The following is a 12,964-nucleotide window of genomic DNA, read 5'->3' as shown; positions in this document are numbered from 1 at the left end:
AGGGAACGACCATGCAGGCTATTCTTAGTTTCTTAACGGAAATATTCAGTCAACCCGCCTTTTTAATGGGGCTTATCGCCTTCGTTGGTTTAGTGGCGCTGCGCTCCCCTGGCAATAAACTGCTTACCGGCACATTAAAGCCGATTTTAGGCTATTTGATGTTGAGCGCTGGGGCAGGCGTTATCGTTGCCAATCTCAATCCGCTGGGCGGTATTATCGAGGCCGGATTTAATATCCGCGGCGTTATTCCGAACAATGAAGCCATTGTCTCCGTCGCCCAGAAAATGCTGGGCGTGGAAACCATGAGTATTTTGCTGTTAGGCTTTATTTTCAACCTGATTATCGCCCGCTGTACCAAGTATAAGTATATCTTTCTGACCGGCCATCATTCGTTCTTTCTCGCCTGCCTGTTCTCCGCCGTTCTGCAGGCGGCGGAGTTCCAGGGCTGGATGTTGATCCTGATCGGTGGATTCCTGTTGGGCTCATGGTCGGCCATCTCCCCGGCCATCGGTCAGCGTTACACCAGGCAGGTAACCGAAGACGGCGGGATCGCCATGGGCCATTTCGGCTCTCTCGGCTACTACCTCTCGGCATGGATCGCCAGCCGGACCGGCAATCCGGCAAATTCCTTCGCCGATACCGAAATTTCAGAAAAGTGGGGCTTTCTGCGCGATACCACGGTCACCACCGGTATCGTGATGTTTGTTATCTACTTTGTCTGCAGCGCTGTCGCCGGGTCGGCGTACCTGAGCACCATCACCGACCAAAACATGCTGATCTTCTCGGTGCTGACCGGTCTGCAGTTCGCCGTTGGCGTAGCCATTGTCTATAACGGCGTGCGGCTGATCCTCGGCGATCTGGTGCCGGCGTTCCAGGGCATCAGCCAGAAGCTGATCCCGGACTCCATCCCGGCCGTTGACTGCGCGGTGTTCTTCACCTTTAGCCCCACCGCGGTGGTAGTGGGATTCATCAGCTCCTTTGTGGGCGGGCTGGTCGGGATGCTCTTGCTCGGCGGGCTGGGCATGGCGCTGATTATTCCCGGCATGGTGCCGCACTTCTTCTGCGGCGGCACGTCCGGCGTCTTCGCCGACAAACTGGGCGGTAAGCGCGGATGTATCATCGCCTCCTTTATCGGCGGGATCTTCCTCGCCTTCCTGCCGGCGATGCTGCTGCCGGCGCTCGGCAACCTCGGGTTTGAAAACAGCACCTTCGCCGATTTCGACTTCGCGGTATGGGGCATCATTATCGGGAATGCTTTCACCCAGTTTGGTCAGATCACTATCTATCTGATTTGTCTGGCGCTGCTCGTCGCGCTGCTGGCGCCTTTCTGCTTCCGTCACGTCCAGGTGGTGGGCAACACGCTCAGCTATGAGGAGCTGACGGCGAAGCAGAAAAATGAATAAGCGAGGTCATTTTTCCCGGCGGGAGGGCCACGCTTTCCGCCGCTGACAAATAATCAGGAGTGGTTATGGCTATTTTGTCCATTGGATTTGCTTGTTTCGATCAGTTTTTCTTTCTCAATGAATGGCCCCAGGAGAATACCAAAAACTTTTGTCATGATTTTATTGAAAGCGGCGGCGGTCCGGCGGCCAATGCGGCCTGGCTGCTGGGATTATGGGGCGAGGAGGTTTATTACATTGGTCATCTGCAGCAGGACCTTTACGGTCAGCGCATTATCGATGAGTTTGCCGAGGCGGGGGTGGATACCAGCCAGGTGGTTTTCTCCGATGACATGATCACCCCGCTGGCCTCGGTGCTGGTCAATCGCTTAACGGGTTCGCGGACGATTATTACCCGCAAGATGCAAACGCCGCCTTCCCTGACCTACGAGCAAAAGCTCAAACTGGACGACCTCGCCGAGCGACTGATTGCCAGCGAGGAGCCGGTCACCATTTTAATTGACGGCCATGAGGCGGAAATCAGTGAATATTTAATTAAGAAACTGCCCAACGCCAGGGTCGTGATGGACGGCGGGTCACTGCGCGCCAGCAATATTAAACTGGCGGCCTGGACTGACTATTTTGTAGTGAGCGAACATTTCGCCCGCGATTATATGAGCTATCGCTCGCTGAGCACCGAAGCAGAAATTAAAGCGGCCCTGATTGAGTTGAATAAAATTTGCCGCGGTGAAGCATTTATTACCCTTGGCGAAAAAGGCTGCGCTTTTTTAAAAAGCGGTATGCTGCAGATCGTCCCGTCCTGGCTGTGCAATGCCGTTGATACCACCGGCGCCGGGGATGTATTTCACGGCGCCTTCACCTATGGCGTCCATTACTCATGGCATATCGATAACATTATTTTATTTGCCAGCCTGACCGCCGCCATTTCTATTGAGAAAAAAGGGGTTCGGGAATCGATGCCGGACCTGGCGGTCGTCCACCACTCGTTAAATAGCTACGAGAGAAACTTAACGCAATATTTTGAAGAATAACTGCATTTAATAAATATCAAGAGGTGAATATGTTAGTGTCGATGAAGGACATGCTTCAGCATGCCCTGCGGGACGGCTACGCCGTCGGTCAGTTCAACATTAATAATCTGGAATGGGTCGGCGCCGTATTAAGCACCGCCCAGCAGTGCCGCTCACCGGTTATTTTGGGGGTGTCCGGCGGCACGGTTAAGCATATGCTCGGGTTAAAATGTATTCATGACATTGTGGTTAACGCCATGGAGTATTTGCATATTGATGTTCCGGTGGCGCTGCATCTGGATCATGGCACCTCCCGGGAGGCCTGCGAAGCGGCGATCGCCGCCGGCTTCAGTTCCATTATGTTTGATGGCTCGCATCTGCCGTTCAGGGAAAACCTGGCCATTACCCGCCACCTGGTGACGCTGGCCCACAGCAAAGGTATCTCTGTGGAGGCCGAACTGGGGACCATCGCCGGCAGTGAAGACGGCATTGTCAATTCCGAAGTCATCTACGCCGATCCGCAGGAGTGCTACACCCTGGTGACAGAAACCCAGGTGGATTGCCTCGCCGCCGCGCTGGGCTCCACCCATGGTCTGTATAAAGGTAAAGCCCGGCTGGGATTTACCGAGATGAAAGCCATTGCCGAGCAGGTGAAGGTTCCGCTGGTGCTGCATGGCGGCACCGGAATTGCCGATGAGGATATGCGCCGGGCGATTGCCTGCGGCACCGCCAAGATTAACGTTAATACCGAAAATATGTACGCCTGGTGCCAACAGGTGAAAGCAATTTTCGCCGCCGACACCGGGCACGATGTGAACGATCCGCGGAAAGTCATCGCCCAGGGACTGCAGCCGGTACGCGAGATGATTGCCCGCCGCATGGCGCTCTTTGGCTCAGAGCAGCGCTATTGACGCCGGGCCTGCGGCTGAAACCACCGCCCCGACGCTGCCGGGGCGGTGGTTTCAGGTATCAAAAGGCAAAGCAGGAACAGCCCAGCACGCCCCAGAAGGCCTGCTCGTCAGAGACCGGAATCGACGACTTACGCGCAATATCATGCTGATGGCCGTGGACGCCACAGCTACCGCAGCACTGGTGCATCTGCACCATGGCGCCGATTTTAGCCGTCGCCGGCGGAGCGGAACGGTAATGGCCCGGGACCTTCACCACCGGCGACCACTCCGGCAGCACCGGGATCGGCGGCGGCGCCAGCGGCGAGAAGTGACCGGCGGCATAGACCACTTTGCCGTCAACCATCGTCAGCACCGACTCAATGCCTTTGATCTCCTCTTCCGCGACGCTGAAGTAGTCTTTCGACAGCACCACCAGATCGGCAAGCTGACCGGCGGCCAGACGGCCTTTCTTGCCCTGCTCGCTGGAGAACCAGGCGCTGCCCGCCGTCCATAGCTCCAGCGCGACATCGCGCGACAGGCGGTTGGCGTCGTCATACATCGCCATCCCGCCAACGGTGCGCCCGGAGACCAGCCAGTACAGCGCGGTCCACGGGTTATAGCTGGCGACGCGGGTCGCATCGGTGCCCAGCCCCACCGGCACGTCCAGCGCCAGCATCTTTGCTACCGGCGGGGTATGTTTCACCGCCTCTTTGCCGTAGCGATCGACAAAATATTCGCCCTGGAAGGCCATCCGATGCTGCACCGCAATACCGCCCCCCAGCGCCTTCACCCGCTCAATGTTACGCTCGGTAATGGTCTCGGCATGATCGAAGAACCAGTGCAGGCCATTAAACGGGATATCGCGGTTCACCTTCTCAAACACGTCCAGCATCCGGCTGATGGACTCATCGTAGGTGGCATGCAGGCGGAACGGCCAGCGATGCTCCACCAGATGGCGTACCACCCGCTCCAGCTCATCCTCCATGCCTTGCGGCAGATCCGGCCGCGGCTGCAGGAAATCTTCAAAATCCGCCGCCGAAAATACCAGCATCTCGCCGGCGCCGTTGGCGCGATAGAAGTCAGTCCCCTGCCCCGGCTTCAGCATGTCGGTCCAGCGTTCGAAATCCTCCAGCTCCTGCTTCGGCCGCTGAGTAAACAGGTTGTAGGCGATGCGCACGGTCATCTGATCTTTCGCGTGCAGCTGTTCGATAATTTCGTAATCTTCCGGATAGTTCTGGAAGCCGCCGCCGGCGTCGATGGCGCTGGTCAGCCCCAGTCGGTTCAGCTCGCGCATAAATTGACGGGTGGAGTTCACCTGCAGATCCAGCGGCAGCTTCGGCCCCTTGGCCAGCGTAGCGTAAAGGATCATGGCGTTCGGTTTGGCGATCAGCATCCCGGTCGGGTTGCCGTGGCTATCGCGGACGATCTCGCCGCCCGCCGGATCCGGCGTCTCTTTGCTATACCCCACGGCTTTCAGCGCCGCACGGTTCAACAGCGCGCGATCGTAGAGATGGAGCACAAACACCGGCGTATCAGGCGCCGCCTCGTTCAGCTCTTCCAGGGTCGGCATCCGCCGCTCGGCGAACTGAAATTCGCTCCAGCCGCCGACCACCCGCACCCACTGCGGGGACGGCGTGCGATCCGCCTGATCCTTCAGCATTCGCAGGGCATCCGCCAGCGAGGGGACGCCCTCCCAGCGGAGCTCAAGGTTGTAGTTCAACCCACCGCGGATCAGGTGCAGGTGAGAATCGTTGAGGCCCGGGATCACCGTATGCCCTTTGAGATCGACGATTTGCGTCCCCTCAGCGGCAAAGCTCATGATCCGATCGTTACTTCCGGTGGCAACAATTTTTCCGTCGGCGATGGCCACGGCTTCCGCCAGGGGATTCGCACGATCGAGGGTATGAATCTGACCGTGGGTCAGAATCAGTGTGGCAGTTTGCGACATAACGCACTCCTTGAGGAGGCTGACTCAGTTTTTCTTCAACCAGCCAGCAAACAGGCGGGTCACGATGGGCATCCAGAACCAGACCACCAGCGCAACCACGCAGGCATCATTGATGAGGTGCAGCAGCAGGCTCCCCTTAAGCGACGGCAGCAGCATGCCGGTCACCGCAGGCACCAGGTTGGTGCTGGGGAAAATCACCAGCAGGGTGATCAGAAACTGTTTCCAGCGCCGCGGCTGGCGTACGTTCACCGTCGGCGGGGTAAACCAGAAGGCCGGTTCAGTCCGCACCTCAGTCCGATCGCCTTCCGTCAGCAGCGGCGCAATCTCAGCCACCAGTTGCCGACGGGTTTCCGACTGCGTCCAGGCGTAGAGGTGCTCCAGGGTATCGAAGCGGATTATGACGCTCCACAGATTCTGCCCTGCGGCGGGCCGGATCACATTCGCCCCAAGATGGCCGGGAAATTCTGCCGCAATGGGCATAATTTTACCGAGCCACTCTTCGTAGCGCTGGCTGTGTTGCGGATCGAGCAGATGGCTGATAACCAGGGTCACCGATTTTTGCTGCGCCATGACGAGTTCCTTGCTTCAGGGAAATGGCCGGTTTTCTCCTGCCACTCTCCATAAATGATCTGACACAACATCCTTCATGCTGCGTTGAAGCGGCAGGCGGGCACGTCCCCGTGAACTTGAATAAATTCAGTAGCTGGGGACGGACAAACGCAGCCAACAACGCAGCAGCCTGAAGGATGGAGTGATTTACGCTTTACGCTCCGGCGCGCCATGCACCATGGTATAAGCGTAATCGACGCCCATCCCGTAGGCGCCGCTGTGTTCGCGCACTAGGTCCATTACCGCATCGTAGGTCGCTTTGCGCGACCAGTCGCGCTGGTACTCCAGCAGCACCTGCTGCCAGGTCACCGGCACCGCCCCCGCCTGCACCATCCGGTCAATAGACCGCTCATGGGCGTCGACAGAGGTGCCGCCGGAGGTATCCGTCACCACATAGACCTCGTACCCCGCCTCCAGCGCCATCAACGCCGGGAAAGTCAGGCAGACTTCGGTCCACAGAGCGGAGATCACCAGCTTTTTACGGCCGGTCGCTTTCACCGCTGCCACAAACGCATCGTCTTCCCAGGAGTTCATGGAGGTACGTTCAATCGGCTTGACGTCAGGATGCACGGCCAATAATTCCGGCCAGATATAGCCGCTAAAGCTTTTGGTCTCTACGGAGGTATAAATCACCGGTACATTAAAAATTTTGCCCGCTTTCGCCAGCGCCACGGTGTTATTTTTCAGGGTCTGGCGATCGATATTCGCCACGCCAAAGGACATTTGCGGCTGATGGTCAATAAAGATAAGCGCGGAATTAGTGGGATCGAGCAGTTCACGAATAGACATTAAATACCTTCTTAATCAATTAGTTAAAAAGATGACATGATGATTAATGCGTCGTGTGGATCCTGACTGATAAAGCATGGTGAGTATAGCCAGTTATTTCTAACAAGTTATTAAGGATTTTTTATGGTTTATATTTTTTGCCGCGACCAGGATTTATTCACGCCTGTTTTAATCAAATTTTTACGCCAAACTGTTCTGATTTATTCACTGGCTTTGATTATTGCGCTTAGGTACAACAGAGAAAACAAATTAATGGATAGCTTCATATGCGCGTAAACTTTGATGTTTTGATGATCCTTGATGCCCTTGACCGCCACGGCTCCTTCGCCACCGCCGCGGAGTCGCTGTATAAAACCCCCGCCGCTCTGAGCTATATGATCCAGAAGCTGGAGAGCGATCTGAACATCGTGCTGTTGGATCGTTCCGGCCATCGGGCAAAATTTACCGATACCGGCCGGCTGATGCTGGAGAAGGGGCGACAGCTTTTAAGTGCCGCCAGAGATCTGGAAAAGCAGGCCCAGCAGCTGAGCGCGGGCTGGGAGCGAGAGCTAGCCATCGCCCTTGACGCCTCATTTCCCTTTTCGGCTCTGCTGCCGCTGATCGCCGAGTTTTACGCGCAAAACCCACAGACGCGACTGAACTTCAGCCATCACACCCTCGCCGGTTCGTGGGAAGAGCTGACCCATCATGGGGCGGATATTATCCTCGGCGCCATCAATGAGCCGCCCACCTCCGCGGAGTGGTCATGGCAAACCCTCGGCGCGTTGGATAACATCTTCGTCGTCGCCCCCCATCACCCGCTGGCTCAGGCGAAGGAGCCACTGGCCAATAAACAGCTCAGCCAGCATCGGGCCATCGTGATCCGCGACAGCGCCCGCTATTGCCATCCGCTCAACAGCAATCTCCTCGACGAGCAGCCGCAAATCGGCGTCGATGATTTCGCCAGTAAAGTCGAACTATTGTGCGCCGGGCTGGGCTGCGGCTTTCTGCCGCGCCATATCGCTCGCCCGTGGCTGGTAAAAGGCAGTCTGGTGGAGAAAAGCGTCGCCTGCTGGCGGGAAAAGGATATTACCTATATGGCCTGGCGCAGCGGGAATGATGGGCTGGCTCAGCGCTGGTGGCGGGAGGCGCTCCTCCGCGGCGACCTGCTGAGCCAGCTCTACCATTAACGGCCGGACCAGACGTTGGCGGAGATGGCCGGGAGGGTCAGCACCCCGTCCTGGAAGGCGCCGGCGCCCTCCTGCAGCGTCCACCCGGCCACGTTCAGCAGCGGGGAATCTTCAATAACCACCTCGCAGGCTTCCCCGCGGTTAATCGCCACCAGCACCCGCTGCTGTTTGTAGACGCGGACAAACACCACCACGTTATCCTCGGCGTAAATCACCTGACAGCCGCCGTAGCGCAGCGCCTGGTGGGTCTTACGCAGTTTCGCCATCCGCTGATACAGCGCCAGCAGCTGGGTATCCTGCAGCGCCGGATCCCACGGGAACGGTTTGCGGCAGAACGGATCGTTATTGCCATCCACGCCCACCTCGTCGCCATAGTAGATGCACGGTACCCCCGGCCAGCTGAACAGCCACACCACCGCCAGCGGCAGGCGCGCTACGTCTTTGCCAAGAAGAGATTTAAAACGCGCCGTATCATGGCTGTCGAGCTGGTTGAACATCCGCAGCTGCTGCTGATGCGACAGCCCGGCGCGATAATTATCCATCCACGCCATACAGGTCTGGGCGTCTATTTTCTGCGGATCGTAAGAGATATCGGTATTGGCGAGGAATCCCCAGATCGGGAAGGTGAAGCCACGATAGTTCATCGCCGCGTCTTCGGCATCCGCCTGCAGCCACTGGCGCGCGTCGCCAAAATGTTCGCCAAAGACAAAAGCTTCCGGCTGCGCTTGCTTCGCTGCCTGGGTAATGCCGGCGATATGCTGCAGGTTATTCCGCGCCCCGCCGCCTTCGCCCAGCATATGCACCACGTCCAGACGCCAGCCGTCCATGCTCCATGGCGCCTTCAGCCAGTGGCGTACGATACTGTCTTCACCGGCATAGATCTCGTTGACCAGGCTGGTCGACCGATAGTCGAGCTTCGGCAGACTGGCATAGCCCAGCCAGTTGTGCGCCTGCCCCTCCTCTGAGAAGGTAAACCAGTCGCGCCACGGGGAGTCCGGATCGTGGCCGGCGCCGCCGCTGCCCTGCTGGTGACGATCGAACCAGGGATGGGAATCGCCGGTATGGTTGAACACGCCGTCGAGGATCATGCGCATTCCCGCCCGCTGGGTGTTGTGGCGCAGCCGGAGCAGCGCCGCGTCGCCGCCAAACTGCGGATCGACGCGCCGATAATCCTCGGTATCGTATTTATGCACGCTGGGGGCGGCGAAAACCGGGTTCAGATACAGAGCGGTTACGCCGAGCTGCTTCAGGTAGGGAAGTTTTTCGCTGATGCCGTCGAGATCCCCGCCGTAGAACGTCGACCCGCCCGCCTCGCCGGTAAGCGGGTCGTCCCACGCCTTGCGCACAATCTCCCGTCCCGCCGCGTGATGGTAATAGACCGCATCCTGGTCGGCGTCACGCGCGGCGCTGCGGGCAAAGCGATCGGGGAAAATTTGATAGAACACCTGATCGGCCACCCACTGCGGGCCGGCGTCCGGCAGGTCAATGGCGAACTGCTCCAGTCGGGCCGGCGGGAATCGGGTGAAGCCTTGTGGCGTAAACCAGCGCTGATGGTCGGCCCACAGCAGCTTAAAGCTGTAGCGGCGGCGCGGCTGGCCGCTGGCGAGAGAGATTTCGCCGCGCCATGCCACCACGCCTGGCTGCGGCGCCTGGCGGAGCCGCTGCATCGGCAGCGACAGCTCTTCGTTATCCTCTTCCGCGCGCAGCGTGATCCGCTGCGGCAGCGACTCACCGCTTAACCACAGAGTAATAAACAGTCGGTCCTGTTGCACCTTGATAAAGGGTGCAACCGGAAGGTGCCATGCCTTCAACATCGTGAATCCTCATTGTGCAGAATGGGCACACCTTGCCATAGCCGCCGGGCGCAGAACTCATCATCTCAGAACTTTTTGGGGGAGGATAACGGGGGAGGACGCGGGACCGCAAGCCGCCCCGGCCGCGCGATGCTGACCGGGGCGATGTCGATTACTGAGCCTGCGCCAGGCGGCGCTCACGGCGGGTCTTAAAGACCCAGCCGAGCAGCAACAGCGCAATCCACGCCATACCGACGTACAGCGAGATGCGGGTGTCCGGATGATAGCCGATAAGGGCGATAATAAAGGCCAGGAACAGCAGGCCGATCACCGTGGTCACCACCCCGCCAGGGACTTTGAATTTCAGCGCCTTAACCTCTTCGGGCGACAGACGGCGGCGGAAGGCTATCTGTGACAGCAGGATCATAATCCACACCCACACCGTGGCGAAGGTGGCCAGGGAGGCGATCACCAGGAAAACGTTCTCCGGCATGATGTAATTTAGGTATACCGCAAACAGCAGCGCAATGGTCATCACCATCACCGTCACCCACGGAATACCGCGACGCGACGTTTTAGCGAACACCTTCGGCGCGCTGCCCTGCTCAGCCATGCCGTGCAGCATACGGCCCACGCCGAACACGTCGGAGTTAATCGCCGACAGCGAAGCCGTCAGGACCACGAAGTTAAGAATACTGGCCGCGAAGGTAATGCCCAGATGCTGGAAGGTCAGGACGAAGGGGCTGCCGTCGGTTCCCACCTGATTCCACGGGTAGATGGACATAATGACGAACAGCGTGCCGACGTAGAACACCAGAATGCGCATCGGCACCGAGTTGATGGCGCGCGGAATGGATTTCTCCGGGTCCTTCGCCTCACCGGCGGTAATGCCGATGATTTCGATGCCGCCGTAAGCGAACATCACCATCTGCAGCGACATCACCATTCCCAGCCAGCCGTTGCTGAAGAAGCCGCCGTTACTCCACAGGTTATGAATCCCCGTCGGCTGGCCGCCGTTGCCGATCCCCCAGATAATGATGCCGAACCCGGCGAGGATCATGATGATAATGGTGGCCACTTTGAAGAACGAGAACCAGAACTCCAGCTCGCCAAACACCTTGACGCTCATCAGGTTGACGGCGCAGATGATCAGCACCACGCTGAGCACCCAGATCCAGTGCGGCACCGTCGGGAACCAGACGCCCATGTAGATGCCGAAGGCGGTAACGTCGGCGATGGCGACGATCAGGATTTCAAAGCAGTAGGTCCAGCCGGTGATATAGCCCGCCAGTCCGCCGAGGTTTTCCTGGGCATAGCGGGAGAATGAGCTGGCGGCAGGGTTATGCACCGACATCTCACCGAGCGCCCGCATAATGATATATGCCGCGACGCCGCCGATAATGTAGGCCAACAGTACGCTGGGTCCGGCCATTTTAATGGCGTCGGCCGAGCCGTAAAAAAGCCCGGTGCCGATGGCGGAACCCAGGGCCATAAAGCGAATGTGCCGGGTGCTTAGCCCGCGCTTAAGCTTGTTACTACTTTCCATCGTGGTTTTTCAATGCCGTTTAACACAAAAATAAAAAACCACGGAACCCGAAGTCCCGTGGTTAAACGCTTGTCCTCACCGCCGGTTAATGCGCGCTGGAAGTCACCTGACGTCCGGCTGCGCGATCCCAGATCACCGCGAGAATGGTCATCACGGCGGTGGGCATCAGCCAGGCCAGGCCCTGCTCCGCCAGCGGCAGACGCGCGGTCCAGTCCGGCAGAATCGCGGCAAATGCTGATGACTTAATCCCGTCAATGATACCAAACATCAGGCTGATAAACATGGCCGGCGCGATAACGCGGGACGAATTATGCCACCAACTGCGGGTAAAGCTTAATACAACCAGTGCGATACACGGCGGATAGATAGCGGTCAGCACCGGAATCGATACCTGGATCAGATGGCTAAGGCCCAAATTGGAGACCGCCATGGAGAACAGGCCGAGAACAAAGACCAGCGTGCGATAGGAGAACGGCAGATACTGGGCAAAGAACTCAGCGCAGGCGCAGGTCAGGCCCACCGCCGTCACCAGGCAAGCGATGAAGATCAGCGCCGCCAGCAGGAAACTGCCCGCCCCGCCGAAGGTGTGCTGCACGTAGGCATGGAGGATCGCCGCGCCGTTGGCGGACTGATCCACGAGAGTAGCGCTGTCAGAGCCCAGACGGAACAGCGCCAGATACAGCAGGGTCAGGCCGACGCCCGCCATCAGGCCAGCCCAGACGGTATAACGGGTCAACAGACGCGCTTCGCTGACGCCGCGTGAGCGAGCGGCATTAACAATCACGATGCCAAATACCATCGCGCCGAGGGTATCCATGGTCAGGTAGCCGTTGACGAAGCCATTGGAGAATGGCGCCGTACGATACGCTTCCAGCGCGTCGCTGATCGGGCCCGCTGGCCAGATGATGGCGGCGACCGCCAGCACAATCAGGGCGATAATTTTCAGCGGCGCAAGGAAATTGCCCACGGTGTCCAGCAGTTTGCCCGGATAGAGGGAGACCAGAATCACCAGCGCGAAGTAAATAACGCTGTAGATCAGCAGCGGCAGCGGGCCGTCGCCGGTCAGCGGCGCAATACCGACCTCAAAGGAGACGGTCGCGGTACGCGGCGTCGCGAACAGCGGTCCTACCGCGAGATAGCACACCACCGCTAGCAGGATACCGGCCACTTTACCAATCGGGGTGCTCAGGCTTTCAACGCCGCCGCCGACTTTCGCCAGCGCCACCACCGTCAGCACCGGCAGACCCACCGCAGTGATCAGGAAGCCGATCGCCGCCGTCCAGACGTGCTCGCCCGCCTGTAAGCCAACCATCGGAGGGAAAATAATGTTGCCTGCGCCAACGAACAACGCGAAGGTCATAAAGCCCAACGCTATGATGTCGCGAGATTTTAACTGATGGGTCATAAATTCATTACTGCCTGTGGATGTGGTGTTGTAAAAAAAATGGAAAAATACCGCGCTCCCCTCTCAGGGACGATACAGCGGCCATTGCCGGTAAACTCAGCGAGATATGCTCCCGAAGCGGCGTGGGAAAGAATTGTTTTTGGTATTACCACGCAAAAGCAGTCTGTCATCGACTGCGCAGGCGCAATTTAAACGCTTATAACGTTTTAAAGCAAGGCACGATCGCAAAAGCAGATGATTATGCTGGTTATGTCTTTCACACCAGAATCATTTACCATATTGATAGAAAACCCGTGGCTTATCATGCGAACAAAAAAGCAGCGCGCGCTCATTAAATAGGCGAGAAAAAACGACTGCCAATGAAAATGACCAGCTGAAGCTGGTCATTGGCAAGATAAACTGACA

Annotated in this window: 10 protein-coding genes; 4 read left to right on the top strand and 6 right to left on the bottom strand. The window is 58.0% G+C overall.

Going from position 1 to position 12,964, the window contains the following annotated elements:
• The first annotated feature begins 11 nt into the window (after window positions 1–11).
• The 3 genes from HMPREF1024_RS19985 to fba all read left to right on the top strand — a co-directional run bounded on the left by HMPREF1024_RS19985 (window position 12) and on the right by fba (window position 3,321).
• A complete protein-coding gene (locus tag HMPREF1024_RS19985; RefSeq protein ID WP_004151345.1) occupies window positions 12–1,403 on the top strand; it encodes a PTS ascorbate transporter subunit IIC in 1,392 nt (463 codons plus the stop codon).
• Window positions 1,404–1,468: 65 nt separating this feature from the next.
• Window positions 1,469–2,431: a carbohydrate kinase family protein gene (locus HMPREF1024_RS19990; protein WP_002890372.1), complete on the top strand. Its 963-nt coding sequence runs from the start codon at window positions 1,469–1,471 to the stop codon at window positions 2,429–2,431.
• 35 nt (window positions 2,432–2,466) lie between these two features.
• Window positions 2,467–3,321, top strand: coding sequence for a class II fructose-1,6-bisphosphate aldolase (fba, locus tag HMPREF1024_RS19995; protein ID WP_004218830.1), 855 nt, complete (start codon window positions 2,467–2,469; stop codon window positions 3,319–3,321).
• A 58-nt stretch (window positions 3,322–3,379) separates the two neighbouring features.
• On the opposite strand, the gene HMPREF1024_RS20000 is transcribed toward fba, so the two are convergent.
• From HMPREF1024_RS20000 to HMPREF1024_RS20010, 3 genes are all read right to left on the bottom strand, one after another.
• Window positions 3,380–5,248, bottom strand: a complete 1,869-nt coding sequence (locus HMPREF1024_RS20000; RefSeq protein WP_009307907.1) for an amidohydrolase — start codon at window positions 5,246–5,248, stop codon at window positions 3,380–3,382.
• A gap of 24 nt (window positions 5,249–5,272) precedes the next feature.
• Window positions 5,273–5,818 (bottom strand): antibiotic biosynthesis monooxygenase, encoded by a 546-nt coding sequence (locus HMPREF1024_RS20005; protein WP_002890365.1) that lies wholly within the window; start codon window positions 5,816–5,818, stop codon window positions 5,273–5,275.
• A 186-nt stretch (window positions 5,819–6,004) separates the two neighbouring features.
• Complete coding sequence (locus HMPREF1024_RS20010; RefSeq protein ID WP_002890357.1) at window positions 6,005–6,646, bottom strand: hydrolase; 642 nt, start codon at window positions 6,644–6,646, stop codon at window positions 6,005–6,007.
• A 266-nt stretch (window positions 6,647–6,912) separates the two neighbouring features.
• Between HMPREF1024_RS20010 and HMPREF1024_RS20015 the strand changes: the two genes are divergently transcribed.
• Entirely contained in the window at window positions 6,913–7,815 is a 903-nt protein-coding gene (locus HMPREF1024_RS20015; protein WP_002890353.1) for a LysR substrate-binding domain-containing protein, read from the top strand.
• Here HMPREF1024_RS20015 and malZ read toward each other — a convergent pair.
• The 3 genes from malZ to brnQ all read right to left on the bottom strand — a co-directional run bounded on the left by malZ (window position 7,812) and on the right by brnQ (window position 12,559).
• Window positions 7,812–9,629 (bottom strand): maltodextrin glucosidase, encoded by a 1,818-nt coding sequence (malZ, locus tag HMPREF1024_RS20020; RefSeq protein WP_009307906.1) that lies wholly within the window; start codon window positions 9,627–9,629, stop codon window positions 7,812–7,814. The two genes, HMPREF1024_RS20015 and malZ, sit on opposite strands and share 4 nt — an antisense overlap.
• 151 nt (window positions 9,630–9,780) lie before the next feature.
• The gene (gene proY, locus HMPREF1024_RS20025) at window positions 9,781–11,154 is read right to left on the bottom strand and encodes a proline-specific permease ProY (RefSeq protein WP_002890348.1); all 1,374 of its coding nucleotides are present in this window, start codon (window positions 11,152–11,154) and stop codon (window positions 9,781–9,783) included.
• Window positions 11,155–11,239: 85 nt separating this feature from the next.
• A complete protein-coding gene (brnQ, locus tag HMPREF1024_RS20030) occupies window positions 11,240–12,559 on the bottom strand; it encodes a branched-chain amino acid transporter carrier protein BrnQ (RefSeq protein ID WP_004144627.1) in 1,320 nt (439 codons plus the stop codon).
• Window positions 12,560–12,964: the final 405 nt, after the last annotated feature.

The sequence above is a fragment of the Klebsiella sp. 4_1_44FAA genome, assembly GCF_000238715.1.
Classification (GTDB): domain Bacteria; phylum Pseudomonadota; class Gammaproteobacteria; order Enterobacterales; family Enterobacteriaceae; genus Klebsiella; species Klebsiella pneumoniae.
The sequence above is the reverse complement of the archived record's forward strand: the minus strand, read 5'-3'. Positions and strand labels throughout refer to the sequence as shown.